The organism is Amycolatopsis decaplanina DSM 44594 (genome assembly GCF_000342005.1).
Taxonomy (GTDB): domain Bacteria; phylum Actinomycetota; class Actinomycetes; order Mycobacteriales; family Pseudonocardiaceae; genus Amycolatopsis; species Amycolatopsis decaplanina.
In genome coordinates, this window is the sequence record NZ_AOHO01000071.1 from 77,469 (window position 1) to 103,359 (window position 25,891).

Annotated in this window: 28 protein-coding genes; 13 read left to right on the plus strand and 15 right to left on the minus strand. The window is 69.2% G+C overall.

Features of this window, described 5'->3' with window-relative positions; genetic code table 11:
• Positions 1-158 precede the first annotated feature (158 nt).
• Together H074_RS28630 and H074_RS28635 are read right to left on the minus strand one after the other, a co-directional pair.
• Positions 159-1,364, minus strand: a complete 1,206-nt coding sequence (locus H074_RS28630) for a class I SAM-dependent RNA methyltransferase (protein WP_007033564.1) — start codon at positions 1,362-1,364, stop codon at positions 159-161.
• The gene (locus H074_RS28635) at positions 1,361-3,403 is read right to left on the minus strand and encodes an APC family permease (RefSeq protein ID WP_200865825.1); all 2,043 of its coding nucleotides are present in this window, start codon (positions 3,401-3,403) and stop codon (positions 1,361-1,363) included. The genes H074_RS28630 and H074_RS28635 overlap by 4 nt, the downstream gene beginning before the upstream one ends.
• Positions 3,404-3,554: 151 nt before the next feature.
• Here H074_RS28635 and H074_RS28640 point away from each other — a divergent pair, with 151 nt between their 5' ends.
• Complete coding sequence (locus H074_RS28640) at positions 3,555-4,220, plus strand: potassium channel family protein (protein WP_007033566.1); 666 nt, start codon at positions 3,555-3,557, stop codon at positions 4,218-4,220.
• Positions 4,220-4,876: a potassium channel family protein gene (locus H074_RS28645; protein ID WP_007033567.1), complete on the plus strand. Its 657-nt coding sequence runs from the start codon at positions 4,220-4,222 to the stop codon at positions 4,874-4,876. Before H074_RS28640 ends, H074_RS28645 begins: the two co-directional genes overlap by 1 nt.
• On the opposite strand, the gene H074_RS28650 is transcribed toward H074_RS28645, so the two are convergent.
• Positions 4,873-5,520 carry a DUF3159 domain-containing protein gene (locus H074_RS28650; RefSeq protein WP_007033568.1) on the minus strand — a complete coding sequence of 216 codons (648 nt, stop codon included), beginning with the start codon at positions 5,518-5,520 and terminating at the stop codon, positions 4,873-4,875. The genes H074_RS28645 and H074_RS28650 overlap by 4 nt on opposite strands.
• A 9-nt stretch (positions 5,521-5,529) precedes the next feature.
• The gene (locus tag H074_RS28655; protein WP_005164535.1) at positions 5,530-5,910 is read right to left on the minus strand and encodes an OB-fold nucleic acid binding domain-containing protein; all 381 of its coding nucleotides are present in this window, start codon (positions 5,908-5,910) and stop codon (positions 5,530-5,532) included.
• A gap of 103 nt (positions 5,911-6,013) precedes the next feature.
• On the opposite strand from H074_RS28655, the gene H074_RS28660 reads away from it, so the two are divergent.
• Complete coding sequence (locus H074_RS28660; RefSeq protein WP_200865826.1) at positions 6,014-6,721, plus strand: alpha/beta fold hydrolase; 708 nt, start codon at positions 6,014-6,016, stop codon at positions 6,719-6,721.
• Here the strand turns inward: H074_RS28660 and H074_RS28665 are convergent.
• Complete coding sequence (locus H074_RS28665; RefSeq protein ID WP_007033570.1) at positions 6,718-7,377, minus strand: DUF3710 domain-containing protein; 660 nt, start codon at positions 7,375-7,377, stop codon at positions 6,718-6,720. The genes H074_RS28660 and H074_RS28665 overlap by 4 nt on opposite strands.
• Positions 7,377-7,859: a dUTP diphosphatase gene (gene dut, locus H074_RS28670; protein ID WP_007033571.1), complete on the minus strand. Its 483-nt coding sequence runs from the start codon at positions 7,857-7,859 to the stop codon at positions 7,377-7,379. The genes H074_RS28665 and dut overlap by 1 nt, the downstream gene beginning before the upstream one ends.
• Positions 7,860-7,883: 24 nt before the next feature.
• Here dut and H074_RS28675 point away from each other — a divergent pair, with 24 nt between their 5' ends.
• Complete coding sequence (locus H074_RS28675) at positions 7,884-8,378, plus strand: DUF3093 domain-containing protein (RefSeq protein ID WP_007033572.1); 495 nt, start codon at positions 7,884-7,886, stop codon at positions 8,376-8,378.
• Between the two features lie 105 nt (positions 8,379-8,483).
• On the opposite strand, the gene H074_RS28680 is transcribed toward H074_RS28675, so the two are convergent.
• The gene (locus tag H074_RS28680; protein WP_005164528.1) at positions 8,484-8,792 is read right to left on the minus strand and encodes a DUF4193 domain-containing protein; all 309 of its coding nucleotides are present in this window, start codon (positions 8,790-8,792) and stop codon (positions 8,484-8,486) included.
• A gap of 454 nt (positions 8,793-9,246) precedes the next feature.
• Here H074_RS28680 and cei point away from each other — a divergent pair, with 454 nt between their 5' ends.
• Positions 9,247-9,930 carry an envelope integrity protein Cei gene (gene cei / locus H074_RS28685; RefSeq protein WP_007033573.1) on the plus strand — a complete coding sequence of 228 codons (684 nt, stop codon included), beginning with the start codon at positions 9,247-9,249 and terminating at the stop codon, positions 9,928-9,930.
• 4 nt (positions 9,931-9,934) lie between these two features.
• Here cei and H074_RS28690 read toward each other — a convergent pair whose 3' ends face one another.
• Positions 9,935-10,753 (minus strand): inositol monophosphatase family protein, encoded by an 819-nt coding sequence (locus H074_RS28690; RefSeq protein ID WP_007033574.1) that lies wholly within the window; start codon positions 10,751-10,753, stop codon positions 9,935-9,937.
• A 67-nt stretch (positions 10,754-10,820) separates the two neighbouring features.
• On the opposite strand from H074_RS28690, the gene ppgK reads away from it, so the two are divergent.
• On the plus strand, positions 10,821-11,582 hold the full coding sequence (gene ppgK / locus H074_RS28695) for a polyphosphate--glucose phosphotransferase (protein ID WP_007033575.1): 762 nt from the start codon (positions 10,821-10,823) through the stop codon (positions 11,580-11,582).
• Between the two features lie 246 nt (positions 11,583-11,828).
• Complete coding sequence (locus H074_RS28700; protein ID WP_007033576.1) at positions 11,829-13,229, plus strand: RNA polymerase sigma factor; 1,401 nt, start codon at positions 11,829-11,831, stop codon at positions 13,227-13,229.
• Between the two features lie 273 nt (positions 13,230-13,502).
• Here H074_RS28700 and H074_RS28705 read toward each other — a convergent pair whose 3' ends face one another.
• On the minus strand, positions 13,503-14,702 hold the full coding sequence (locus H074_RS28705; RefSeq protein WP_007033577.1) for a hypothetical protein: 1,200 nt from the start codon (positions 14,700-14,702) through the stop codon (positions 13,503-13,505).
• A 96-nt stretch (positions 14,703-14,798) separates the two neighbouring features.
• Here H074_RS28705 and H074_RS28710 point away from each other — a divergent pair, with 96 nt between their 5' ends.
• Both H074_RS28710 and H074_RS28715 read left to right on the plus strand, forming a co-directional pair.
• On the plus strand, positions 14,799-15,596 hold the full coding sequence (locus H074_RS28710) for a class I SAM-dependent methyltransferase (protein ID WP_007033578.1): 798 nt from the start codon (positions 14,799-14,801) through the stop codon (positions 15,594-15,596).
• A complete protein-coding gene (locus H074_RS28715; protein WP_007033579.1) occupies positions 15,593-16,822 on the plus strand; it encodes a hypothetical protein in 1,230 nt (409 codons plus the stop codon). The genes H074_RS28710 and H074_RS28715 overlap by 4 nt, the downstream gene beginning before the upstream one ends.
• On the opposite strand, the gene H074_RS28720 is transcribed toward H074_RS28715, so the two are convergent.
• On the minus strand, positions 16,814-17,023 hold the full coding sequence (locus H074_RS28720) for a hypothetical protein (RefSeq protein WP_007033580.1): 210 nt from the start codon (positions 17,021-17,023) through the stop codon (positions 16,814-16,816). The two genes, H074_RS28715 and H074_RS28720, sit on opposite strands and share 9 nt — an antisense overlap.
• The gene (locus H074_RS28725) at positions 17,020-17,607 is read right to left on the minus strand and encodes a hypothetical protein (RefSeq protein WP_007033581.1); all 588 of its coding nucleotides are present in this window, start codon (positions 17,605-17,607) and stop codon (positions 17,020-17,022) included. Before H074_RS28725 ends, H074_RS28720 begins: the two co-directional genes overlap by 4 nt.
• 110 nt (positions 17,608-17,717) lie before the next feature.
• On the opposite strand from H074_RS28725, the gene H074_RS28730 reads away from it, so the two are divergent.
• The 3 genes from H074_RS28730 (at position 17,718) to H074_RS28740 (ending at position 21,085) form a co-directional block, all read left to right on the plus strand.
• The gene (locus H074_RS28730; RefSeq protein ID WP_007033582.1) at positions 17,718-18,917 is read left to right on the plus strand and encodes a sensor histidine kinase; all 1,200 of its coding nucleotides are present in this window, start codon (positions 17,718-17,720) and stop codon (positions 18,915-18,917) included.
• Positions 18,914-19,576 carry a response regulator gene (locus H074_RS28735; protein WP_007033583.1) on the plus strand — a complete coding sequence of 221 codons (663 nt, stop codon included), beginning with the start codon at positions 18,914-18,916 and terminating at the stop codon, positions 19,574-19,576. The genes H074_RS28730 and H074_RS28735 overlap by 4 nt, the downstream gene beginning before the upstream one ends.
• A gap of 69 nt (positions 19,577-19,645) precedes the next feature.
• Positions 19,646-21,085, plus strand: coding sequence for an APC family permease (locus H074_RS28740; protein ID WP_007033584.1), 1,440 nt, complete (start codon positions 19,646-19,648; stop codon positions 21,083-21,085).
• On the opposite strand, the gene H074_RS28745 is transcribed toward H074_RS28740, so the two are convergent.
• Positions 21,060-21,728: a DUF6885 family protein gene (locus H074_RS28745; protein ID WP_007033585.1), complete on the minus strand. Its 669-nt coding sequence runs from the start codon at positions 21,726-21,728 to the stop codon at positions 21,060-21,062. The two genes, H074_RS28740 and H074_RS28745, sit on opposite strands and share 26 nt — an antisense overlap.
• A 90-nt stretch (positions 21,729-21,818) precedes the next feature.
• Entirely contained in the window at positions 21,819-22,613 is a 795-nt protein-coding gene (locus tag H074_RS28750) for an EamA family transporter (RefSeq protein ID WP_039923635.1), read from the minus strand.
• Between the two features lie 339 nt (positions 22,614-22,952).
• On the opposite strand from H074_RS28750, the gene H074_RS41715 reads away from it, so the two are divergent.
• The gene (locus tag H074_RS41715) at positions 22,953-23,132 is read left to right on the plus strand and encodes a DUF7455 domain-containing protein (protein ID WP_016332937.1); all 180 of its coding nucleotides are present in this window, start codon (positions 22,953-22,955) and stop codon (positions 23,130-23,132) included.
• Positions 23,133-23,215: 83 nt separating this feature from the next.
• Here the strand turns inward: H074_RS41715 and H074_RS28760 are convergent, their stop codons facing one another.
• Positions 23,216-24,397 carry an ROK family transcriptional regulator gene (locus H074_RS28760; RefSeq protein WP_051072030.1) on the minus strand — a complete coding sequence of 394 codons (1,182 nt, stop codon included), beginning with the start codon at positions 24,395-24,397 and terminating at the stop codon, positions 23,216-23,218.
• An 11-nt stretch (positions 24,398-24,408) separates the two neighbouring features.
• Complete coding sequence (locus tag H074_RS28765) at positions 24,409-25,869, minus strand: sugar ABC transporter permease (protein WP_007033588.1); 1,461 nt, start codon at positions 25,867-25,869, stop codon at positions 24,409-24,411.
• Between the last annotated feature and the right edge of the window lie 22 nt (positions 25,870-25,891).

Sequence of the window (25,891 nt, forward strand, 5' to 3'; positions counted from 1 at the left end):
GTAAGATAATCCATGATTCGGAATCCGTTCGCGTCGAATGGAAAAGTGTCCGAAGTACCCGCATTACCTCGTGAACACGAAACTCAAGTTAGCGAGCACGACGACACCAGGACAAGCCGAACGAAGCCAATCCATTCCGACGGATTACAAATCGCGAATCATTGCAGCAACGCAACGCATTCGACGTGGTGTGTCATCGGGAAAGCGTCGAAAGCGCGCAGGTCCACCAGCCGGTATCCGTGCTCCGCGAACAACGCGATGTCGCGCGCCAGCGCGGCCGGGTCACACGCCACGTAGACGATCCGGTCAGGCGAGCCCTCCACGATGGACTCGACGACGGCCTTGCCCGCGCCCTTGCGCGGCGGGTCGAGGACGACGACGTCGACCGGTTTCGGGGCGTCGGCCAGCAGGTGCTCGACGCGGCCGGAGCGCCAGCGGACCTGCGGGAGGTCGGCCAGGTTCTCCTCGCCGTCGGCGACGGCGCGGCGACCGGATTCGATGGCCAGGACACGCCCACGCGGGCCGACCTGCTCGGCGAGCACCGACGCGAAGAGGCCGACACCGGCGTACAGGTCCCACGCCACGCCGTCGCGCGGCGCCTCGGCCCATTCCGCGACGACGGCGGCGAGCGCGTCCGCGGCGGCCGGGTGGACCTGCCAGAAGCCGTGGGCGTCCAGGCGCCAGTCGCGACCGGCGGCGTGCTGCACGGCGACACCGCCCGCCAGCTGCCGCGAGCGGGTCTTCCCGTGGACCGTCGACAGGTCGCGAAGGTGCACCTGCCCCTCGCCGTCCTTGGTGACCTCGATTTCGCTGCCGGGCCGCCACTTCCGCGACACGACGTCGTCGAGCGCGCCGGGGACGGTGATCGGGCAGTCGTCGATCGCGATCACGCGGTGACTGTGGTTCGCCCGGAAACCCGCCCTGCCGTCCTTGCCCGCGACGAGCCGGACGCGGCTGCGCCAGTCCAGCGGGCCACCGTCGAGCGCCTCGACGACGACGTCGCGCTCGATCCCGGCGAGCCTCTTGAGCTGTTCCGCGACCACCGCGGCCTTGAGTTCACGCTGATACCCGGGCGTTGCGTGCTGCCAGTCGCAGCCACCGCACTCCCCCGGCGCCGCGAGCGGGCACGGCGGCTCGACGCGTTCCGGCGATGCCTCCAGGACCTCGATCGCGTCGGCGCGGCAGAACGAGCCGCCCTTGTCCTCGGTGACCGAGGCCAGGACCCGCTCACCGGGCAGCGCGTGCCGTACGAACACGACCCGGCCCTCCGTCCGTGCGACGCAGTGCCCGCCGTGCGCGACCGCGCCGACCTCCAGCTCGATCGTTCGTCCGAGCCAGGTGCCGGTCGACGCGTCCACACTCATTCTGCGTTGTCCTTCGTTTTTTCGGGCTGAGCTTTCTCGGGTTGCTTGACGACCGGGGAGAATCCTCGGCGCACGTCGCCGGCCGCCGGACGTGCCTTCCGGTCGCGTTTGATCGCCTTTTCCGACGATTCGAGCTGCCACGGCACGCTGGTCACCATGACGCCGGGCTGGAAGAGGAGCCGTCCCTTGAGCCGCAGCGCGCTCTGGTTGTGCAGGACCTGCTCCCACCAGTGCCCGACCACGTACTCCGGGATGAACACGGTCACCACGTTGCGCGGATTGTCGCCGCGGACACGCTTCACGTAGTCCAGCACCGGTTTCGTGATCTCGCGGTACGGCGATTCGATCACCTTCAGCGGCACCTTGAAATTGTGGTCGTCCCATTCCTGGACGAGTTTGCGCGTCTCGATGTCGTCGACGTTCACCGTGACGGCTTCGAGGACGTCCGGCCGCACGGCCTTGGCGTAGGAAAGCGCGCGCAGGGTCGGCAGGTGCAGTTTCGAAATCAGCACGATCGCATGGTTGCGCGAAGGCAATACGGCCGGTTTCCGGTCCATCTCGCGCAATTCCTCGGCGACCCGGTCATAGTGCTTCCGGATCGCGGTCATCAGCACGTAGATCGCCACCATCGCCGCGATCGCGATCCAGGCGCCGAGCAGGAATTTCGTGACCAGCACGATGATCAGCACGGTGCCGGTCATGGTGAGGCCGATCGCGTTGACCGTCTGCGAACGCCGCATCCGCCGCCGCACCGTCGCGTCGGTCTCCCTGGCCAGCAAGCGGTTCCAGTGCCGGATCATGCCCGCCTGGCTGATCGTGAAGGAGACGAACACCCCCACGATGTAGAGCTGGATGAGCTTGGTGACCTCGGCGTCGAACGCGATGATCAGCACCAGCGCGAAAGCGGCGAGGAACAGGATGCCGTTGGAGAAGGCCAGCCGGTCGCCGCGGGTGTGCAGCTGACGCGGCAGGTAACGGTCCTGGGCGAGGATCGAACCGAGCACTGGGAAACCGTTGAACGCGGTGTTCGCGGCCAGCAGCAGGATGATGCCGGTGGCGAAGGAGATGTAATAGAACGCGGGGGTGAAATCGGCGAACACCGCCTGGGCGATCTGCGCGACGATCGTCTTCTGCTCGTAGCCCGCCGGAGTGCCGGTGAGCTGCGTTTCCGGGTGTTCGGCGAATTTGACGTCGGTGATGATCGCCAGCGTGATGATGCCGATCAGCATCGTCACCGCGAGCACACCCATCATCAGCAAGGTGGTCGCGGCGTTCTTCGATTTCGGCTTCTGGAACGCCGGGACACCGTTGCTGATCGCCTCGACCCCGGTCAGCGCCGCCGCACCGGAGGAGAACGTGCGCAACAGCAGGAAGAAGAACGCGAAACCGGTCAAAGAGGCTTCTTCGTGCAACTGGAAGTCCGCGCTCTCGGCCCGCATGTCGGCTCCGGAGACCGCCTCGATCAGGCCCCAGATCACCATGCCGAGGATGCCGATGATGAAGCCGTAGGTCGGGATCGCGAACGCTTTGCCCGATTCGCGCACTCCGCGCAGATTCAGCGCGGTCAGCACGACCACGATGACGACCGCGGCGATCACCTTGTGCTGCGCCACCCACGGAATGGCGGAACCGATGTTCGCCACGCCGGACGACGTCGACACCGCGACGGTGAGCACGTAGTCGACCAGTAGCGCGCTGGCGACGGTGAGGCCGAATTTGCCGCCGAGGTTGGTGTTGGCGACTTCGTAGTCACCGCCGCCGCTGGGATAGGCGTGCACGTTCTGCCGGTAGGACGCGACCACCACCAGCATGACGAGCGCGACGGCGACGCCGATCCACGGCGCGAAGGCGTACGCGGACAAACCGGCGACGCTGAGGGTCAGGAAGATTTCCTCAGGCGCGTAGGCGACGCTCGACAACGCGTCGGACGCGAAAATCGGCAGCGCGATGCGCTTCGGCAGCAGCGTATGCGAGAGGCGGTCACTCCGGAATGGACGTCCGAGGACGAGCCGCTTCAATACGGTCGGGAACTTCGACACCACCGAAGAGTAACGGCGGCGCGCAGCGTCTCCGTTGAGGGTGGCGGTGGGGAGGAAGGTGGAGTAGCCAATGGCACGCACGGTAGGTTCGGCGCTGGTGTGTCTGGGTACCTGCGGACGGGTGAACGTCCGACGACGAAGGAGGCAGGGCGTGCACGTGGTGATCATGGGATGCGGCCGGGTCGGCGCATCCCTTGCCGCGGCGCTGGAGCGGCTGGGGCACGAAGTCGCCGTCATCGACAAGACCCAGCAGGCGTTCCGGCGGCTCGGCAGTGATTTCCACGGTCAGCAGGTGGTCGGCGTCGGATTCGACCGGCAGGTGCTGATCGAGGCCGGGATCGAACGCGCGGGTGCCTTCGCGGCGGTGTCCAGCGGCGACAACTCCAACATCATCTCGGCGCGGGTGGCCAGGGAGAACTTCGGCGTCGACAAGGTCGTCGCCAGGATCTACGACCACAAGCGCGCGGCGGTCTACGAACGGCTCGGCATCCCGACCGTGGCGACCGTGCCGTGGACGACCGACCGGTTCCTGCGCACCCTGCTCCCCGACGGCGTCGCCTCGGAGTGGCGGGACCCGTCGGGCAGCGTGGCGCTCCTGCAGCTGCCGTTGCACGAGGGCTGGGTCGGGCACAGCGTGCGCGATCTGCAGGACAACACCGGCGCGCGCGTCGCGTTCATCATGCGGTTCGGTACCGCCGTGCTGCCCGACACCAAGGCCGTGATCCAGGCCGACGACGTCGTGTACGTCGCCGCGAAATCGGGCACCGTCAGCGACGTGACCAGCGTCGCCGCTCGCGAACCGGAAGAGGAGAACTGATGCGGGTCGCGATCGCCGGGGCCGGCGCGGTCGGCCGGTCCATCGCCGCGGAGCTGATCGACGGTCGTCACCAGGTGATGCTCATCGAGCGCGAAGCCGACCAGTTCGAGCCGCATACCGTGGAGCAGGCGGACTGGGTGCTGGGCGACGCGTGCGAGGTGTCGATCCTCGAGGAGTCCGGGATCGAGCAGTGCGACGTCGTGATCGCCGCGACCGGTGACGACAAGGCGAATCTGGTGGTGTCGCTGCTGGCGAAGACCGAGTTCGCGGTGCGGCGGGTGGTGGCGCGGGTGAACAACCCGGCCAACGAATGGCTGTTCAACGACGCCTGGGGCGTCGACGTCGCCGTGTCGACCCCGCGGATGCTCGCGGCGATGGTCGAGGAGGCGGTGAGCGTCGGCGATCTGGTGCGGCTGATGACGTTCCGGCAGAGCCAGGCGAACCTCGTCGAACTCACCCTGCCGGAGGAGACGCCGCTGGCGGGCAAGGCGGTCAGCGAGATCAACCTGCCGCGTGACGCGGCGCTGGTGACGATCCTGCGCGGGGACCGGGTGATCGTGCCGCAGCCCGAGGACCCGCTGGAGCCGGGTGATGAGCTGCTGTTCGTGGCGACGTCGGACGTGGAACCGGAGATCCGGACCGCGCTGGGATATTAATTCTCCGAGGCGGGGGGGGNCTTGTCCGACCGCCGCACCGCCCAGACGACGGCGAGCAGGCCGAGGGCGTACAGCGGGTATCCCATCGCGATCTTCGCGAAGGCCAGCCAGCCGGTGTAGTCCTCGTCGTACAGCCAGCGCTGCACGACGAACCGGGCGCCGAAGATCAGCGCCATGGCGCCGGTCGCGATCGAATAGGCGATCAGCGACTTCTTGTCCTTGCGCCAGGCGTGGCCGCTGCCGTTGAGCGCGTTCCACACCACGCCGGCGAGTGGCCATCGGACGACGATCGACAGGACGAAGACACCGCAGTAGACCAGGCTCGTCCAGATGCCGAACAGGAAGAAACCCTTGGCCGAACCCGTCCGGTAGGCGATGAACGCCGCGATCGCGACGCCGAAGAACCCGGAGATCGCGGGCTGCAGCGGCTCCTTGCGGACGATCCGCAGCACGGTGATCGCCACCGCGCTGCCCACGGCGGCCCAGATCCCCACCATGAGCCCGAAGATCGCGTTCGCGATGACGAACACGATGACCGGCAGCGAGGAATAGAACAGTCCGGACAACCCGCCCATCTGTTCCAACAGGGTGGGCTGGGGCTTCTTGTCTTCGGTCTTCTCTTCGCCGCCGACGGGTTCAGTCACGATGCGGGATCAACTCACAGGGCTCTGAAGTTCGTAATAGGGGTTGTAAAGCACCTTCTGACCATCACGTTCGGCCATCCGGCCGCGCACCTTGATGGTTCGCCCGGGTTCGATCCCGGGGATCCGGCGGCGTCCGAGCCAGATTAGCGTCACACCCTGTGTGCCGTCGAACAACTCGGCCTGCAACGTCGCGGCCTCGTTGGTCGGGCAGAGTTCCACGCTGCGGAGTCTGCCGAGCACCGTCACCTCTTGACCCGACCGGCAGTCGCAGGCGCGCTGCGCTCCGCCGGCCTCGGATTTTTCGGACAGATCGTCGGCGTCGAGATCCTCGACGTCGCTGGTCAGCTTGCGGACCAGCCGGCTGAAGTAGCCGCCGTCTTTGGCGGGCATAACGGTGCTCCTGTGCTCCGGGGCCCCCGACTTGAACGGCCCGTGCGTAATCCAGCGTAACTGTGCTCGGACCAGGACAACGGGTTTGGGAGAAGATCGCAACGTGACCTCCGCTATTCCGCCTACGACGGCCGTAGTACTCCCCGGCACCGGGTCCGACGAAGTGTTCGTGCGCGGCGTGTTCTCCGGTCCGCTGCGGGCGCTCGGCATCCGGTTGATCGCCCCGCCGCCACCTCCTGGCGAGCGTCTCGCGGACGGCTATCTCGAGGAGCTGGACAGGCTGGCCGGCGAGCACGGTCCGCTGCTCGTCGGCGGCATCTCGTTCGGCGCGCACCTGTCGGCGGAGTGGGCGGCGCGCAATCCGGGCCGCTGCACCGGCCTGCTGGCCGCGCTCCCGGCCTGGAACGGCCCGGCCGGGCGAGCACCAGCGTCGCTCGCCGCGCGGCTGTCAGCGGATCTGGTGGCCGAAAACGGGGTCGACGGCGCGCTGGCGAAATCCTCCGACGGTGTCCCGGAGTGGCTTTCGGCGGAACTCGGCCGCGCGTGGCGGCGGCACGGTGCCGGGCTGGCGGCGAGCCTGCGGACGGCGGCGTCCCATCCCGCCCCGGCACTCGAGGATCTGAAAGGCCTCGACGTACCCGCGGGGATCGGCGCGTGCGTGGACGATCCGATCCACCCGGTGGAGGTCGCCCGCGCGTGGGCGGACGCCCTGCCGCGCGCCGAGGTCGGCGAGTCGACGCTCACCGCCCTCGGCGCGGACCGGGAATCCCTGGGCCGGGCGACCGTGCTGGCCTGGCTGAAAGCGCGCTAGCCCTGCTGCTCGGCGATGTGCTGCGCGACGGCGTCGGGCAGCGTGATGGTCAGCGGGGTGCGGACCGGCATCGGCGCGTCCCCGCGGTCGACGATGGTGTGCCGCACGATCTCCCGCAGCACGGCGGGCGCCTGCGACGCCTGCGACTGCGGCCCGGCGATGACGCCGCGGAGCATCCAGCGCGGGCCGTCGACCCCGACGAACCGCAGCGCGACGTCGCCGACGATCGCGGACAGCTCCAGCCCCCACTCCCCCATACCGACCGAGACCTTGGCGCCGTCGGCCCGCAGCTGTTCGGTGAGCTCGGTGCTGACGTCCTTCCACAGCCCACCGGACCGCGGCGCCGCGTAACCGCTGACGGTGATCTGGCCCTGTTCGGTGACGACGTGCACCGCGCGGACACCGCCACTCTCCGGGTCCATCTCGACCTGGACCTGCGAACCGTCGGGCACCGGCACCTTCACCGAACCGAGGTCGATCCGCGGGATGCCGTCCTCGGGCGCGTCGGCGAGGTCGAAGGGGCCGTCGGAGGTCTCCGACAGCTGCGGCTCGATCTCCTCGTCGGCGGCGTCGGTGACACCGGGACGCTCCTCGACCTCCGGCGCGGCGTGCCGTCCGCTCGGCTTCGCCGCGCGCTTGCGTCCGAAAATCCCCACTAGTTCTCCGTCCCTTCCCTGGCTCCGGCTCCCAGTGTGGCGTGTCCGCCCGTGGAGCCATACCCTCCCTCGCCGCGCTCGGACGGCTCGAGTTCGGCGACCTCGACGAACTCCGCCTGTTCGACCCGTTGCACGACCAGCTGCGCGATCCGGTCGCCGCGGGTGAGCACGACCTTCTCGGAGAGATCATGGTTGATCAGGCAGACGCGGATCTCACCGCGGTACCCGGAGTCGATCGTGCCCGGGGTGTTGACGACCGAGAGGCCGACACGGGCGGCGAGACCCGAGCGCGGGTGGACGAAGCCCGCGTAGCCGGGCGGCAGCGCGATCGCGACACCCGTTCCGACCACCCCGCGTTCGCCGGGCGCGAGTACGAGATCCGAGGTGGTGACGAGGTCGGCGCCCGCGTCGCCGGGGCGCGCGTAGGCGGGGAGGGGGACCGAAGGATCGATCCGGGAAAGCAGTACCTGAACGGTGGACACGGGCGGCGAGACTACCCTGAACGCGTGGGTGAAAGCGTGAACGCGGCCGAAGGCGGCGCCGTCAAGCATTCAGAGCGGCTCTACGTCCCTTGGTGGGGCTGGCCGTTGCCGCTGCTGGGCGGCGGGCTGCTGGCGGCGGAGATCGACATGGGCTATCCCGGGCTCCGCGGGTGGCTGCCGTACGTGGTGCTGATCCCCGCGGTGATCGCGCTGATGCTCTCGCTCGGCCGGTCGAAGGTGAAGGTGACCGGAGGCGCCGAGCCGGAGCTGTGGCTGCGCGACGCGCACCTGCCGCTCAAGTTCGTCGGCGACGTCGACGTCATCGACAAGGAAGCGAAGCGCAAGGCGCTCGGCCGCGACGCCGATCCGGCGGCCTTCGTGCTGCACCGGGGCTGGGTCGGCCCGGTCGTGCGGGTCTGGCTCACCGACCCGGACGACCCGACGCCGTACTGGCTGTTCAGCACCCGGCATCCGGAGAAGGTGGCCGCGCTGCTCCGCCACCCCGCCTCGAAGTCCTAGACAAAGGCTCGTGCTTCAAAGGAAAGGGGGCCGGCCATCCGGCCGACCCCCTTATTCCTGTTGACCCCTAAGCCCCCTGTCGCGCCGTCCCCTGTGCCCGTGGGCTCAGGCGCAGTCGCGACAGATGAGCCGTCCGCCACTCTCCTCCGCCAGCCTGCTCCGGTGGTGCACCAGGAAGCAGACGGAGCAGGTGAACTCGTCGGCCTGCTTGGGCACGACCTTGACGGTCAGGTCCTCCCCGGAAAGTCCGGAGAGGTCCGCGCCCGGCAGCTCGAAGTTCTCGGCGGTCGCGTCCTCGTCGACGTCCACGACGCCGGACTGGTTTTCGTTACGCCTTGCCTTCAGCTCTTCCAACGAGTCTTCGGCCAGCTCGTCGGCTTCGCTGCGGCGCGGAGCGTCGTAGTCGGTCGCCATTAGTCCCTCACCCCTGCGATGCTTTCGATGTCAGATGGCCCGGACCCGCGAGCCCGCGGCTCGTGAGTCCTTCGTGCCGCTGGTTAACGTCCCAGCGCCCCTGTTTGTGCCCGGCTGGGCAGTGAGCGAGGTCTCTCTTTTGCGCCTCTTACTGCCGCCTGAGCCCGCGAAGGGTAGCTCACGTCGATACCGGCTCTGCAACGAGTCAGACATTGACGGGATTACGTCACCCAACAGGGGGAACCCTGCTGTCAAGACGCCTGTCGTCCGAATGGGTTGCCCCCGCGTCGGGTACCTCACCCCTTGGGCTCGGCTGCTTGCCCGGAGTGGTCGTCGCGTGGTGCTATCCGGAGGCCCGCGCCGATCGCCTTCGCCGCAACGCATAGGCTGATCGGACACGATGGTGAGATGAAGCACCGTCCGGGGATCCGGGCTTTGGGGAAGGGACTGGCAGGTGGCGTCGGGGAACGGCATCGGGGACCGCGGGGCGAGGCCGTATCGCAAGCACAAGCCGCTGCCCGCGCTCATCGTCATCGGGGTGATGGCACTCGGCGCGGTCATCGTCTGGGTGAACGTCGTGGCGAGCAACGCCGACGTCGATGCCAAGGTCCGCTGCGATCCGCCGCCCCTCCCGCCGCAGGGTGTCACCTACACGCCGCTGGCGCACAACGGACTCGACGACCGCGCGCCGGTCCCGCCGGACAAGGTCGCCGTCCAGGTGCTCAACGGTTCCCAGGTCCGCGGCCAGGGCGGCATCGCCACCAGCACGCTCCGGGAACTCGGCTTCACCCAGATTCTCGAGCCGGACGTCGACCCGGCCTACAAGAACGCCGAAGCCAAGTGCCGCGGCCAGATCCGCTTCGGCGAGAACGGCGCCGCCGCGGCCCGCACGCTGAGCCTCGTGGTCCCGTGCGCGGAATTGGTCAAGGACAACCGCAAGGACGCTTCGGTCACGCTCACCACCGGCACCCTGCTCGGCGACATCCGCCCGAAGGCGGAGGCGCGCCAGGTCCTCGACCAGCTCACGCGGTGGTCGAAGGCGCAGCAGGGCAGCGGCGGCGGCGAGCAGTCGGCGGGCGGCGGTGCCCCGGTGATCGACCAGGCGCTGCTGAAGGCCGCCCGCGAAACCCCCTGCTGAACCCTCAGATCGCGCCCACACCCGAGTCGATCAGCGCCTGACGCAACGGAGCCCCGATCGACGGCGCCACCGCGAAGGTCGCGTCCGGCCCGAGTTCGGCGTCCTCCCCGGGAAGGGACACGTGGGCGCCCGCCTCGGCGGCGATGAGCGCCCCCGCGGCCCAGTCCCAGTGGCCGAGGCCGTGTTCGACGTAGGCGTCCAGCCAGCCCGCGGCGACCGCGCACAGATCGAGCGAGGCGGCCCCGTTGCGCCGGACGTCCCGCACCCGGGTCGCCAGTTCCGCGACGAACCGGGCCTGTTTCGTCCGCCGTTCCACCTTGTAGGCGAATCCGGTGCCGACGAGCGTCAGGTCGAGCCGCTCCGGGGCGTTGACCGACAGCGGCCGCCCGTCGAGGAACGCGCCCTGCCCGCGCGCGGCGGTCCAGCGGCGCCCGCTGACCGGTTCGACGACGGCGCCCGCCACCGACACCCCGCCGACCTGCGCGGCCACCGACACGGCGAACCACGGCAGCCCATAGAGGAAGTTCACCGTGCCGTCGATCGGGTCGACCACCCAGGTCACCCCGTCACCGGCGATCCCGCCGCCCTCCTCGCCGAGCACGGCGTCGTCCGGGCGCAGTTCGGCGAGCCGTGCGCGCACCAGCCGTTCCGACTCGTGGTCCACCGCGGTCACCACGTCGGTGTCGGCGGATTTGGTGTCCACCCGCACCTCGCGGCCCGCGTTCATCCCGGTCCAGGCCTCGTGGACCAGCTCGGCAGCCTCGCCCGCGACACGCTCGGCGACACTCTTCAGCAACGTCTCGTCAACTCCCACGTCCGTCATGTCACCACATCCGGTTAAAGTCTCCGAGGCAGGCTTCTGAATCGTGCGAGAAGGGACCACGTCCGTGGTGGAGGCGACCCGAGGTTTCGGTATCGACATCGGCGGCAGCGGGATCAAGGGCGCGCTGGTCGACTTGGCGCAGGGACAGCTGATCGGCGACCGGATCCGCATCGACACGCCGAAGCCGTCGACCCCCGAGGCGGTGGCGGACGTCGTCGCCGAGATCACCGGCCAGGCGGGCTGGGACGGCCCGGTGGGCGTCACGCTGCCCGCGGTGGTCAAGAAGGGCGTCGCGCACACCGCGGCCAACATCGACCACAAGTGGATCGGCACCGACGCCGACGCCCTGTTCGCCAAGCGCCTCGGCCGCGGCGTGGACGACATCGCGATGCTCAACGACGCGGACGCCGCCGGAATGGCCGAGATCCGCTGGGGCGACCCGATCGCGCGGCGCGGCGTGACGGCGCTGCTGACCTTCGGCACCGGCATCGGCAGCGCTGTCTTCCAGGACGGCAAGCTCGTGCCCAACACCGAGTTCGGCCACATCGAGGTCGACGGTTTCGACGCGGAGAAGAAGGCCGCGGCGTCGGTGAAGGACAACGAGGATCTCTCGTATCCCGAATGGGCGGAACGGGTGAACAGGTATCTCTCCGTGCTGGAAAACCTGATCTGGCCGGATCTGTTCATCGTCGGCGGCGGGGTCAGCAAGAAGTCGCACAAATGGGTTCCGCTGCTGGACATCCGCACACCGGTGATCGTCGCGTCGTTGCAGAACAACGCGGGCATCGTCGGCGCGGCGGCCGCCGCGGTGGAGGGCATCGAGCACTGACGCGCCCACGGTGACATCCGCGCCACGGATGTCACTTCGGCGGGTCGCACGGCGTGTCGCGCCCGCCGGGTGGTGGTCCGCGCCGCGACGCTGTCACGTATCGTCGTTACAATGGAACACGGCCCACGGCGGCGGCACCCACGAGAACGAGGGAAACCGCAGGCCGAGGGGTGTTCCCCGAAGTTTGAGGCAGCCGAGACCATCACGCCTCGGCTCGTCATGATCGACCGCTGCGAAAGGGCGTAAGTGGCAGCCGCAAGAACCGCAACCCGAAGCGGGACGAAGACAGCGACCGCAGCCGGCGAGCCGGCCGACGAGGCAGCCACCGACGCGGCGAAGCCCGCGGCGCGCAAGACCGCCGCCAAGGCGGCCGGCGCGAAGAAGGCCCCGGCGAAGAAGGCTCCGGCCAAGAAACCCAGCACCAAGAGTGCGAAGACCGAAGACGGCGACCCGGAAGACGGTCCCGGCGACCTCGACGAGGCCGACCTCGAGACCCCGGATCTGTCCGACCTCGAAGAGGTCGAGGTGGACGTCGTCGACGCTTCCGTCACCGAGGAGACGGAAGAGGACGCGGAGTCCGACGAGGACGTCGAAGAGACGCCCGCCCGCGGGCGCCGCACGTCGACCGACAAGAACGCCGGGAAGTCTTCCGACAACCCGGACTTCGTCTGGGACGAGGAAGAGTCCGAGGCGCTGCGCCAGGCCCGCAAGGACGCCGAGCTCACCGCTTCGGCCGACTCGGTCCGCGCGTACCTCAAGCAGATCGGCAAGGTCGCCCTGCTGAACGCCGAGGAGGAGGTGGAGCTCGCCAAGCGCATCGAGGCCGGGCTCTACGCCGCCGAGCGCGTCCGCAACGCCGAGGAGGAGGGCGAGAAGCTCGTCACCCAGATGCGACGCGACCTCAAGTGGATCGTGCGCGACGGTGAACGGGCGAAGAACCACCTCCTGGAGGCGAACCTCCGGCTCGTGGTCTCGCTGGCCAAGCGTTACACCGGCCGCGGCATGGCGTTCCTGGACCTGATCCAGGAGGGCAACCTCGGTCTGATCCGCGCGGTCGAGAAGTTCGACTACACCAAGGGCTACAAGTTCTCCACGTACGCCACCTGGTGGATCCGTCAGGCGATCACCCGCGCGATGGCCGACCAGGCCCGCACCATCCGTATCCCGGTGCACATGGTCGAGGTCATCAACAAGCTCGGCCGCATACAGCGCGAACTGCTGCAGGACCTCGGTCGCGAGCCCACCCCCGAAGAGCTCGCCAAGGAAATGGACATCTCCCCGGAGAAGGTCCTCGAGATCCAGCAGTACGCCCGCGAGCCGATCTCGCTCGACCAGACCATCGGCGACGAGGGTGACTCGCAGCTCGGTGACTTCATCGAGGACTCCGAGGCCGTCGTCGCGGTCGACGCGGTGTCGTTCACGCTGCTGCAGGACCAGCTCCAGTCGGTGCTGCAGACGCTGTCCGAACGTGAGGCGGGTGTGGTGCGGCTGCGGTTCGGCCTCACCGACGGTCAGCCGCGCACGCTCGACGAGATCGGCCAGGTGTACGGGGTGACCCGTGAGCGCATCCGGCAGATCGAGTCGAAGACGATGTCGAAGCTGCGTCACCCGTCGCGTTCGCAGGTGCTGCGCGACTACCTGGACTGAGCCCAGGGTTCACGGAAGACCCCGTCACCGTTTCGGTGGCGGGGTTTTTCGCGTCCGGTGCCATCCGCGGGCCACCCGCTGGGACCCGTGACTCGCGTGATCAGACACGGGACTCGCGTGATTGAGCGCCGAACTCGGGTGTGCGGCGTCTGATCACGCGAGTTCCGGCTCTGGTCACGCGAGTTCCGGCTCTGATCACGCGAGTTCCGGCTCTGATCACGCGAGTTCCGGCTCTGATCACGCGAGTTCCGGCTCTGGTCACGCGAGTTCCGCTCAGGGCCGGCCAGTCAGGGTCGCCCACGGGACGTGCACGGTCACCCGCTCCCGCAGCTGTTCGTTCATCAGCCATAGCTCCCCTGTCGCCGGCCAGTACGACAGGTTCTGCGAGTTCACCGGCGCCCGGCCGCTCAGCCGCGACGTCGACGTGCCGCCGACCCCGCCGTGCAGGCACGACGGATGATCCCCGGCCACCCCGGCGTACTCGGGACACACGCCGGTCATCACGAAATACCCGTTGCGCGCCACGGCTCCCTGCATGCCCCACACCGGCGACACGAACCCTTCCTTCGCGTGCACGGTGCCGTCGGCCGACAGCTTGGGCAGACCGGTCGCGCGGTCGAACGGCCATCGCAGTACCCGGCTCCCGGCGGCGTCGGACACGTGTTCCGACGTGACGATCGAGCCGTCGCCGTGGTCGAAGGACATCGTCGACAGACACGGCCGGGTCCCGATCGCGGTGGTGCAGCTTCCGCCTCCCGGGTACCAGTACGCGCCGATCTGCGGCATCGCGTAGTCGTAGAACGCCGCGTGGTACTTGCCGTCCGGTCCCTTGCCGACGACGCCAAGGCTGTCGTCGACCTTCCAGAAGTGCGTGGTGTCGAAGACCCGCACCACTCCCCCGGTGGTCGCGACGAACAGCCGGTTCCCGATCCAGGTCATCCCGTGCCCATGTCCTTGCACGACGGCGAAATTGTCGTTCGACGTCGGTTCGACGAGCAGCACGTGCCGGTATCCCAGCCCAGTGGCGTCCACAAAGGACAGCCGGACCATGGTGTCGCCGGGAGTGTGCCAGGACGTCGCCACGACCCGTTTGCCGCCGACCTTCCCGGTCACCGCGTCGGCGTCGCCGGAGCCGGTCAGTCCCTGCGGGATCCAGTCGTTGGTCTTGTCGTCTCCTGCGTCCTCCCAGCAGAATCCCGCCGGGTTCAGTGCCGCCGCGAGATAGGTGGCGTGGCACAGCGGCCGTGCCTTCCGGTTGGCCGCCGCCAGGATGTCCGGCAGGGCCTTCGGCGGGAGGTGTTTCTCCAGCGCGGCGATCCGCGTGCCGTAGGTGCCGAAGGTCGAACCGGACGTCCAGCGGAAACCGTCGACCGTGGCCGAGTCCATCTTCGGGAAGGCGGCCGCGGCGGACGCGACCCCGGGGATGAGCGCGAAAACCAGCAGGAGTGAAGCGAGAAGTCCCAGCCTCTTCATGCCGCGAGCCTTCCGGTCGCGCGCATACGTTCGATACAAACCGCGTCAGGACACGGAAACTCGGAGAATCCGCGAATCCGGGCTATATTCGCGACTGTGCTGACCGAGAGCTATCGCTACCCGGACACCGGCGACCACGTCACCGGGATGTTCATCCGACGGCACGAACCCTACGACGGCTACTGGGCGGCCAGCGAGGACCGCGCGCTCGGGAAGGTCGCCGAACAGCTCACCTCGATCCTCGGCCCACGCGAAGGGGTCAAGGCGCTCGACGCCGGCTGCGGCGAGGGCCGCCTCCTCCCCTGGCTCGCCCGGTTCTCCGCGCGCGTCACCGCCGCGGACCCGGACCCGGACAGGCTGGCCAAGGCACGCGAGACCGTCGTCGAGGACACCGAGTTGTCCTTCGCCGTCTCGCCGATCACCGAACTGGACGGGGGACCGTACGACCTCGTTCTGTGCAGTCACGTCGTCCAGCACGTGCCGACGTCGGACGTCGCGCCGATTCTGCGGCGGCTGGCCGGGGTCACCGCGCCCGGCGGCGCCCTGGTGCTGGCCTACAGCCGGTCGCCGATCGGGCGGGGCGCGTTCAGTCTCGACAGCGTCGAAGCCGGCGGCGAGGTCCGCTCGCGCCGTGTGCCGCGCGAAGAGTTCGACAAAGCGCTACGCGACGGAGGCCCGGCGCTCCCGGTGCGCTACCTCGACCCGGAGGAGGTCGCCGCCGACGCGGCCGAAGCGGGCTGGCGCACCGGGTGGGAGTGGACGTACCACGTCCTCGACGATCTCGGTCCGGCCGACGAGCACATCGACCGCGACGAACTGGTCAACGCCTCCGGCCCGCTCCGCCGTCATCTCGGCCGGGACCTGATCACCCTGCTGCGCCGCGAACCCGCATGACCGCGGTGCTCCTCACTTTCGCCTGGGCGGTCCCCCTGTCCGAGCGCGAGGCGGAGAAGGTCCTGGACGGCGGCCGCGACCGAGGGCGGCTGGTTCACCTCGACGGGAAACTCGGCGAGGAGTGGACGGCCGCGGAGAACTTCCTGGCCAGTTACTCGGAGCCGCCGCGACGCCGGGTGCTGCGCAAACGCACCGGCGGCTCCCGGCTGTCGATTCGCATCGGCGCGGTCAGCCTGCCGTGCGAACTCGTCGTCACCTGGCATCCGGCCTATCACGCGATGACGCTGATCCTCGCGACCACGATCACCGGCGGGGCGGCCGGACCCGCCGCCGAGTTCGACCTCGCCATCGCCGTCCTGCAGAGCCTTCAAGGCCGCGAGACGGCGAACGAGGAGAACGGGCTGCACGGCGGCTACGGGGAGAAGTCCTTCCCCTCGCTGCTCAAGGCCGTCACCCACATCTTCGAAGACCTGACCAAGGGCTGCGGCCTGACCGAGGGGCTCAGCCGCAAGGGCTGGTGCGTCGAACTGCGGTCCCACGACGGACATCCGCCCGCCCAGCGGGTCGCCGCCGATCCCCGGCCGTTCTACGGACTGGCGACCAGCGACGAGGGCTGGCGGTTCGTGCCCCGCGAGGTCGCCAGGGACGCGCTCGGCCCGTCGTGGGGCACGCGCTCGTTCGTCTCCGCCTACACGATGGCGGGCGGGATCGTCTGCCTCAACAGCAAGGATTCCGACTACGTCGAGCACCAGGACGAGCTGATGCGCGGCCCGTTCGGCGCGGCCGAACCGTACTTCGGCATCGACAGCGACGTCGGCGGGCTCGACCACGGGATGCTCTTCATCCTCGAACGGGTCCTGATCCGGATGGCGCTGGCCGATCAGTGGCTGCGCACCGCCCAGCGGGAAATGCGGGCGCTGACGGAGGAAAAGAAGTCGCCGAACCGCACCCGGCTGCTCCGGGGCTCGCTCGACGACATCCTCGAAATGCTGCATTCGGTGCTCCCGCCCGAGATCGATTCGCTGGAACGCCGCCTGGTCACCAGCATGGGCGTGGAGCGGATCATCGCCCAGCTCGACCGCCAGGCCGAAGCGATGGACGAGGAGACCCGGTACGCCTACGAGAGCACGGTGAGCGCGCGGGTCACGCGGCTCACCGTGGTGACCGTCGTGCTGACGGTCGTCACCATCGTCCTCGGCGTCCTGCAGGTGCTCGTCTCACTCTGACCGGCGGCGCTGCTTGCGGGCACGCTCGCCGAACAGCACCCCCACGCCCGCGGCCACCATCAGCGCGCTCGCCACCACGTGCGTCCCCGGCGGGAGCAGGTGGAGCTGCACGAACCAGCTCGGATCGGTGCTGCCCAGCAACCGGTTGATCAGCCCGCCGCCGCCCTGCACCAGCAACAGGATTCCCAGCAGCTCGATCATCGTCGCGCCCCTTCCTCGACCCTGTCGCCCTTGGGTGAAAGTTCCTGCCACAGCGGCCCGGTGGCGAACCAGATGGCCGTCACGACCCCCAGCCTCGGCAGCCAGCCCCACAACGGATCGACCTGCTCGGTGTCGCCGACCATGAAGATCAGCAGGAGCAGCACCCCCGCGGCCAGCCCGCAGGCCAGCACGCATTTGAACCAGTCACGCCATTCGGCGCGCAGCTTCTCCCGCCCCCGCGGCTTGGGCGGCGGTGGAGGCCCGCCCGCGAACCGGTGGGCGAACCGCACGTCGGCCCACTTGATCATCGAATGCCCGAACACCACGCTGAAGCCCAGGTACACCGCGGCGAGGCCGTGCACGAAGTTCGCCGTGGCGCCGTTGCGCAGGTCGATGACCGTCGCGACCAGCACGACGAGGTCGATCACCGGGGTCAGGAGCAGCAGCACGACGCTCGTCCGCTTCAGCTTGAGCAGATAGCGGGCCACGAGGCCGGCGACGATGGCGACCCAGAAACCGATCTCCCCTCCGGCGACCACGGCCGCCATGGGGTTTTCCGCGATGAAGTCCCAGATCTTGTTCACGGTCCGAGTCTGTCTCGCGGCCCGGGGATTCCGCGTCGGCGTACGGCACGAGATCACCGTCATCAGTTAGTAGGACCCCGCGGCGCGTCCCGGTGTGCTGGGATGGACGGGTGCCCACGTTCGTCCCGCGTCTGAACCACCTCGCCGAATGGAAACAGGACCTCGTCATCGCCTTCGGCACGTGGGTCCTCGGCGTGCTGGTCTACGTGAGCGGGATGCAGGTGCTGCTGGCGGGCCCCGACGAAACGCCACTGTGGATCCGGCTGAGCGAACTGACCGTGCTGTGCGGCCTGGAGATGTTGCGCCGCAAGATCCCGCTGGCGCTGATCTGCGCGCTGGCCGTGCTCGCCGTCGACGTCGCGTTCGGTCCCTCGCTCCCGATCCTCATCGTCTTCACCGATTTCCTCTACGCGACGACGCTCTACGGTTCGCGGCGCACCAGCAGGCTGATGATCGGCGTCGCGGCGATCGGCACCATCGCGGTGGTCTGCCTGGCGCTCATCTTCTCCGCACAGTGGCGCACGGCGGTCCTCGCCGCGTTCGCCCTCCTGCCGTTCCTGGTCACCCCGGTGTGGTGGGCGGCCAACGTCCGTCAGCAGCGGGACATCGCCGAAAGCGAACGGGCGAACGCGGTCCAGCTGGCCACGATCGGCGAACTGGACCGGAAGGCCGCTGTGGCGGGGGAACGCTCGAAGATGGCGCGGGATCTGCACGACGTCATCGCCGGGCATCTCTCGGCGATCGCGATCCAGTCGGAGGCCGCGCTGTCGATGGCCACCGCCGACCCGAAACTGTCCAGGAAGGTCCTGGAATCGGTGCGGGAGAACAGCGTGAGCGCGCTGGACGAGATGCGCGCGATGATCGGGCTGCTGCGCGCGGATCCCTCCACAGGGGACACCGAGATCGAGCCGACCGCGCCCGCCCGGCTGGCCGAACTGTCCAAACTGGTCGAATCGGCGCGGGCGAGCGGGCTGGAGGTCGAGATCGGTTCCGTACCGGACCAATCGCCCCACCTCCCCGCCGCGGTCGACCTGACCGCGTACCGGATCGCGCAGGAGGCGCTCACCAACGCGGCCAAGCACGCCGCGGGCGGGCGGGCCGTGCTCGACATCCGCGCCGACGGAGGCATACTCACCGTCGAAGTGCGCAACGATCTCCGTCCCGGCTCCGGCTCGGGTGACGACGGCGGGACCGGACTCGGCCTGCTGAACATGCGGGAACGCGCCGCCGCGGTGGGCGGCACTCTCGCCGCCGGGCCGTCCGGCGGTGGCTGGCTGGTCCGCGCCGAACTGCCTCTGGAGGGGTCTTGAGCGACGGGAACATCAAGGTGCTGGTCGCCGACGACCACGGCGCGATCCGTGCCGGGTTGATGATGATCCTCGGCAACGCCGAGGGCATCGAGGTGGTCGGCGAGGCCGCGGACGGCGCCACCGCCGTCCGGCAGGCGAAGGCGCTGAAACCGGACGTCGTGCTGATGGACGTGCGCATGCCCGGTGTCGACGGCATCGCGGCCACGCGGGAACTGACCGCGGAGGGGTTGTGCGAAGTCCTCGTGCTGACCACCTTCGATCTCGACGAGTACGTCCACGCCGCGCTGCGGGCGGGCGCGGCCGGCTTCCTGCTGAAGTCGGTGGAGGCGTCACGGCTGATCGAGGCGGTGAAGCTGGTCGCCGCGGGCGAAGGAGTGCTCGCCCCGCAGGTGACACGGAAGCTCATCGCCGCGTTCGCCGCCGGGACCCGCGAACCTTCTCTCGTCCCCGACGGGCTCGAAGACCTGACCGAACGCGAGCGCGAAGTACTGGCCTGCCTGGGCGGCGGCCTGTCCAACGCGCAGATCGGGACGCGGCTGCACATCGGCGAGACCACGGTGAAGACGCACGTTTCGCGGGTGCTGACGAAACTGGAACTGCGGTCGCGGGTGCAGGCGGCGATCCTCGCGCAGGAGAACGGCGTCGTGCTGGAGGGGTGAAGGCTTCCACCGATCTGCGAGGTGGGCGGCGATCTTCTAGCGTGAGCCTTCATGCGGCGAACTCTGGACGTGGACGAGGTCCTGAAACGGCAGGATTCGGGTGAGCTGAAACGCCGCCTGCACGGGCGCGACCTGATCGGATTCGGCGTCGGCATCATCATCGGCACCGGCATCTTCACCCTCGCCGGGGTCGAGGCGAAATCCCACGCGGGCCCGTCGGTCACGTTGTCGTTCGTGCTCGGCGCCGTCGTGGCCGGGATGGCCGCCCTCTGTTACGCCGAACTGGCCTCCAGCGTGCCGACGGCAGGAAGCGCCTACACCTACGCCTTCGCCACCCTCGGCGAGACCTTCGCCTGGATCATCGGCTGGGATCTGCTGCTCGAGTTCGCCCTCGGCGCGGCCGTCGTGTCGCGCGGCTGGTCCGGCTATCTCGCGAATCTGATGGGGCTTTCCCCCGACTGGTTCGGCGAAGACGCGAAGGTGAACATAGGCGCGGTCGCGATCATCGCCGTGCTGACCGTGATCGCCGTCCTCGGGATCAAGGAGTCGGCGCGGGTGACGAATCTGCTCGTGCTGGTCAAGGTCGCGGTATGCGTGCTGATCCTCGCGGTCGGCGTGTTCTACATCCGCGGCGAGAACCTCACCCCGTTCATCCCGCCCGCCCAGGCACCGGCGGAGACGGCGGGCACCCTGCACCAGCCGATCGTGCAAGCCGCGCTCGGACTCGAACAGTCCGTCTACGGAATCGCCGGGATGGTGACGGCCGCCGCCGTCGTCTTCTTCGCCTACACCGGTTTCGAGGCGCTCGCCAACCTCGGCGAGGAGACCGTGAACCCCAAACGCGATCTCCGGGTCGGCATCCTCGGCGCGCTCGGGGTCTGCGCGCTGCTCTACATCGGGGTCTCGCTCGTGCTGACCGGCATGGTGCCGTTCGCCGAGATCGACGCGGGTGCCCCGCTCGCCGACGCCTTCGACCGGGTCGGGCAGCATTGGGTGGGCGCGCTGATCTCGCTCGGCGCGGTCACCGGGCTGACGTCGGTGATGATGGTGGAACTGGTGACGATCGGCAGGATCGGGTTCGCGATGGGCCGCGACGGCCTGCTGCCGAAGAAGTTCGGCACGGCGCATCCGCGCTGGGGCACCCCGCACCGGATGACCATCGCCGGGGCGGTGCTGATCGCGGCCCTGGCCGCGTTCGTGCCGATCTCCGAACTCGCCGACATGGTCAGTATCGGCGCGCTGTCGGCGATGATCATCGTCGCGCTGGCCGTCCCGGTGCTGCGGAAGCGGCGCCCGGACCTGGAGCGCCCGTTCACCGTGCCGTTCTCGCCCTACCTGCCCATCGTGGCGGCGCTGGCGTGTTTCTACCTGATGCTGAACCTCGACGTGATGACGTGGCTGCGGTTCGCCGCGTGGCTGCTGCTCGGCCTGCTGATCTATCTCTTCTACGGCCGCAAGCATTCCCGCTTCGCGAAGGACGACCTCAGCTCCACAAACCGGCCGTCGTGATCGCGGCGACGGCGGCCTCGGCGTCGCCGTCGTCGACCACGACCAGCGTCCGCTTCAGCGCCGCGGCCACCCATTCCACCGGCTGGTCGTGCAACCCGTTGTCCCCCAAGGACGGATAACCGTCCATGATGGACACCAAGGTGCCTTCGGCGCCGATCCGCATGCCGGTCGCCAGTACGAAATGCCCGCCCGGCGGACGCCAGCGGGACGACCACAGCGGCGGGACGCCCGTGTCGAGGTAGTCGAGCAGCGCCCGCGCCGGGGTGTCGTGCGCGCCGAATTCGGCCGGGTCGACCTCCGCGATCAACGCGAGCCTCGGCAGCCGCCACAGCGCCGCCAGGAGCATGAACAACGACCGCGGGGACCGGTTCCCTTGGGCGGGCACCGCGGCCAGGCGTCCGCCCGACAGCGCCCCGATCGCCCGCGCCAAGCCTTCCGGTGTGGTGCCTGCCAGCGCCGCGACCTCGTCCTGGCCCGCGACGTCGAACCCCGCCGCGCGCAGGGCGGCCAGCGCCGTGAACGGCCCGGCGAGCCCGTCCTTCTGCGGGAGTTCGGCCCGCGCGACGGCGACGAGGTGCTCGCCGCCGGGCAGCCAGCGGCGGCCGGACAGGCCCGTCCGGTCGCCGTCGATTCCGGAGGACATCAGTCTTCGAACGTCCACGACCGCATGATGAACGGTCCGGCCACGTGTCCTCCCGGTGCTCGCAGCGCCACAGACTGGTCAGTATCCCGCTCAGGGAGGCGCCGGGCCATCGCGTTTCCCCGGCGAGCGCAGCGCGACCCCGGCGACGACGGCCAGCGTGCCGAGTGCCTCGGGCAGGGCCGGGACCTGCCCGAGCCAGAGGAAGCCGATCATCCCCGCCGTGACCGGCAGCAACGCGAGCAGCAGCGCGAACCGTGCCCGCCCGGCCTTGCGCAGGACCACCTGGTCGAGCGCGTACGGCACGACGGTCGCGAGTACACCCACCCCGATGCCGAGAAGCAGCAGACGTGGCGAACCCCACACCGCGCCGGTGCCGAACGCCAGCGGCGACAGCACCACGGTGCCGACGGCGAACCCGACGGCCAGCCCGTCGATCCCGTTCCCGCCGACCGCGACCCGCTTCCCGAGCAGGATGTACCCGGCCCAGGCGGCCGCCGCGCCGAGCGCGAACAGCACGCCGAGCAGGCTGCCTTCGAGCCGGACGTCCGCGATGGCGACCACCCCGGCCACCACCAGCAGCAGCGCCAAGACGTCCCGGCGGGTCCGCGAACCGAACGCCGCCACCACCACGGGTCCGGTGAATTCGAGCGCGACCGCGGTGCCGAGGGGTAGCCGCGCGATCGCCTCGTAGAAGAGCACGTTCATCCCGGCGGTGACCACACCGAAAGCGCCCGCGAGCAGGAACGTGCGCCCGGTCCACGCCGAGCGGGGTGGCCTGCGCCACGCCAGGAGGACCACCGCCGCCCCGAGACAGCGAAGCCAGGCCACCCCCGCGGGGGAGGCGACCGAAAAGAGACCTACGGCGATGGCCGCACCGGCGTACATCGAAATTCCGCTGAGAACGAACAAGAACGGCGCCGGCACGCCCTGAAGGCGGTTCCGGACGACTGCGATACCCACCCCCGCATGGTGCCTGACGTGGGAAAAGGCGGTTCGCCGGGGAGTCTTCTCCCACGTTGCGTGATTACGCTACGGCATCCGAGGTAATTAGCAGTGACAAACGAGACACCCGCGCGGGAACACTTGCGGGCCGCCAAACGTCTGGAAGAGTGGAAGCACGAACACGGCGGGGCCGGGAACGAACGTTGCCGGCATCAGTGCCGAAGTGGTCGTAGCTGGATCGATGGCACCGGGCCACCGGTGCCGGGACGGAGGGAGACTCCAATGACTTCACCGACGCTCACCCGCCCCGAACTGACCGCTGCCGACCGATGCGACCGGTGTGGAGCTGCGGCACAAGTTCGAGCCATTCTCAGCACCGGTGGCGAGTTGCTCTTCTGTGGTCACCACGCCCGCGCACACGAGACGAAGCTCAAGGAAATGTCCGCGGACATTCAGCGGTAGCCCACCAGTCCACGACCACCGGCGGCCGGCCGCTCCCCCATGGAGCGCGCCGGCCGCCCTGTTTTCGCCTTGGGTCTCGTGCGCTAAACCGTGTCCAGGATCATCTCGAAGGCCGCCTCCGCGGCGCCCAGCAGCTTCACGTCCGCCCCGAGCGCCGAACTCACGATCTGCGTCCCGCCCACGGCCCGGCTGACCAGGCTCCGCCGCCGCACCTCGGCCGCCACCGACCGCACGACCGAATCGGGCAGCACGGTGAGCAGGTCACCCAGCACGACCAGCTGCGGGCCGAGCAGGTTGACCACGTTCACCAGGCCCAGTGTCAGCCATTCCGCGAACTCCGAGAGCCGCTCCTCGGCCGCGTGGGGATCCCGGCCCAGTTCGCGCAGTTCGAACAGGATCGCCCCGCGCGGGGTGTCCTCGGGCAGATCGAGCGCTCGGCACAGCGCCGCTTCGCCGACCTCGGTCTCCCAGCAGCCACTGGACCCGCAGTAGCAGGGACGGCCGCCCGGCCGGATCGCCATGTGCCCGATCTCGCCGACGTAGCCCGCGCCGCCGCGCAGCGACGAACCGTCCGCGATGATCCCTCCCCCGACACCGACGTCGGCGGAGACGTACACGGCGTCGGACGAGCCCCGCGCGGCGCCGCGCAGATGTTCGGCGATGGCGCCGAGTTCGGCGTCGTTGCCGACCAGGATGGGAATGCGCAGCACACCGCCGAGCCGTTCCCCCAGCGCCACGTCGGTCCAGCGCAGGTTGGGCGCCTCGTGGACGTGCCCGTCCGCCCGGCGGACGACGCCGGGCACGGACACCCCCGCGGCGATCGGCTGCACACCGAGGTCGCCCGCCAGCACGGTGGTCGACTCGATCACGTGCGTGATCACCTCGTCGGCCTCCCGCATCCGGCCGCGGAGGTTCCAGCTGTTGCGCCCGAGGATCTGGCCGCCGAACCCGACCAGCGCGATCGCCACGTGTTCGACCTGGAGGTCGACCGCGAGCACCACCGCCGCGTGCGGCTGCGGCAGGACCAGGAGCGAGGGGCGGCCCGCCCCTCGTCCCGGCCTCGGGACCCGCTCCTCGACGACCCCCGCTTCCGCGAGGCCGTCGACGAGGGTCTTGATGGTGCTGCGGTTGAGCCCCAGCTCGGTGGCGAGGGTCGCCCTGGTGCTCGGGCCGCTGACGTGCAGCAACCGGAGCAAGGTCGTGCGGTTGTGCCTGCGCACCTCGTCGGGTCGTGCAACGGGTGTGCTGGTCACGGACTTCATCATTCCATGCGGACTCAGCGCGGCGACGCAGCCGCGCGGCGCCGGGACAGCGCGTCCACCGTGGCCGCGAGAAGCAGCACCAGGCCGGTGACGATGTTGACCACCGCCGCCGACTGCTTCAACAGGCCGAGTGCGTTCTCGACGACCGCGAGCACGAGGCCACCGATCACCGCGTCGACGACCCGGCCCTTGCCGCCGAACAGCGACGTACCACCGATGACGGCGGCACCGACCGCGAACAGCAGCGTGTTGAGTCCACCGGCCTGCGGGTCGACCGAACCGACCTTCGACGAGTAGACGATCGCGCCGACCGCCGCCACCGCCGAGCAGATGACGAAGACCGAAGCGCGGATCTTCTCGACGTTGATACCGGCGCGGCGGGCCGCCTCGCGGTTGCCGCCGACGGCGTAGATGTGGCGGCCGTACTGCGTGCGGTTGAGCACGTAGGTGCCGAGCACCAGCAGTCCGAGCACGATCGGCACGACGTACGGGACGCCGGAGATCACGATGTTCGGGTTGGGCGCGCGGTTCAGCGTCAGCAGATAGGTCGCGATCGCGGCGACCACGCCGATCGCGCCGACCTTGAACAGCACCATCGGCGTCGGCTGGGTGACCAGGCCGCGCTTGAGCCGCGAGAAGTGCTGGCCCAGGGTCACCGCGGCGAACCCGCCGGCGGCGATCAGGAACAGGATCCAGCTCCCCAAAGTGGACAGATTGCCGTTGGCGACCTTGAACAGCACGTCCGAGGTGCTGATGCCGAGCGTGCCGCCCTCACCGATGAACTGGAGGATGACACCTTGCCAGGCGAGGAAGAGCGCCAGCGTCACGACGAACGAAGGCATGCCGATCTTCGAGACGAGGAACCCGGTGAGGACACCGATCGCGCCACCGACGCTGATCGCGAGCAGCATCTCGATCCACGCGTTGGCCGCGGTTCCCGACAGCACGAGCGCGATGGCGAGCACGGCGAACCCGACGCCCGCCCAGATCCGCAGGATCACGCCGAGCAGAGCGGCGATCGCGAGCACCACGAGGAACGCGATGAACACACCGTTCCCCATACCGCCCAACAGGTTTCCGTTGCGCACGTAATGCATCGCGAGGACCGCGGCGGTGACGCCGGAGGCGGTACCCGCCGACAGGTCGATCTCACCGAGCAGCAGCACGAACACGATGCCCATCGCGATGATCGCCTTGCCGGCGCCCTGCGCCATCAGGTTCGCGATGTTGTTCATCGTCAGGAAGGTGTCCGACAGCGAGGCGAACACGATCACCAGCACGAGCAGGCCGAGCAGCGCCGGGAGCGAACCCAGCTGTCCCGCCTTGAGCCGGGAGAGGTAGTCACCGACGGCCTCGCGCGTTGACATCGATGTCGTGTCGATGCCGAAGTCCGTGATGGCCGCCGACGGGTTGAGCGCGGCGGCCGCCGACTTGCCACCCTCCGGCGAAGCGGGCTTTGCAGGTGTCTCAGTCATTTCCGGTTCTTTCTCGCCTCGT

Excerpts from the sequence above, each read along its gene's own strand:
- H074_RS28720 (WP_007033580.1), bottom strand. The coding sequence starts at position 17,023 with ATGATCGAGCTGCTGGGAATCCTGTTGCTGGTGCAGGGCGGCGGCGGG.
- H074_RS28690 (WP_007033574.1), bottom strand. The coding sequence starts at position 10,753 with ATGACGGACGTGGGAGTTGACGAGACGTTGCTGAAGAGTGTCGCCGAG.
- H074_RS28630 (WP_007033564.1), bottom strand. The coding sequence starts at position 1,364 with ATGAGTGTGGACGCGTCGACCGGCACCTGGCTCGGACGAACGATCGAG.
- H074_RS28715 (WP_007033579.1), top strand. The coding sequence starts at position 15,593 with ATGACCGCGGTGCTCCTCACTTTCGCCTGGGCGGTCCCCCTGTCCGAG.
- H074_RS41715 (WP_016332937.1), top strand. The coding sequence starts at position 22,953 with ATGACTTCACCGACGCTCACCCGCCCCGAACTGACCGCTGCCGACCGA.
- H074_RS28645 (WP_007033567.1), top strand. The coding sequence starts at position 4,220 with ATGCGGGTCGCGATCGCCGGGGCCGGCGCGGTCGGCCGGTCCATCGCC.
- H074_RS28680 (WP_005164528.1), bottom strand. The coding sequence starts at position 8,792 with ATGGCGACCGACTACGACGCTCCGCGCCGCAGCGAAGCCGACGAGCTG.
- H074_RS28705 (WP_007033577.1), bottom strand. The coding sequence starts at position 14,702 with ATGAAGAGGCTGGGACTTCTCGCTTCACTCCTGCTGGTTTTCGCGCTC.
- H074_RS28655 (WP_005164535.1), bottom strand. The coding sequence starts at position 5,910 with ATGCCCGCCAAAGACGGCGGCTACTTCAGCCGGCTGGTCCGCAAGCTG.
- H074_RS28750 (WP_039923635.1), bottom strand. The coding sequence starts at position 22,613 with ATGTACGCCGGTGCGGCCATCGCCGTAGGTCTCTTTTCGGTCGCCTCC.
- H074_RS28765 (WP_007033588.1), bottom strand. The coding sequence starts at position 25,869 with ATGACTGAGACACCTGCAAAGCCCGCTTCGCCGGAGGGTGGCAAGTCG.
- H074_RS28760 (WP_051072030.1), bottom strand. The coding sequence starts at position 24,397 with ATGATGAAGTCCGTGACCAGCACACCCGTTGCACGACCCGACGAGGTG.
- H074_RS28745 (WP_007033585.1), bottom strand. The coding sequence starts at position 21,728 with ATGTCCTCCGGAATCGACGGCGACCGGACGGGCCTGTCCGGCCGCCGC.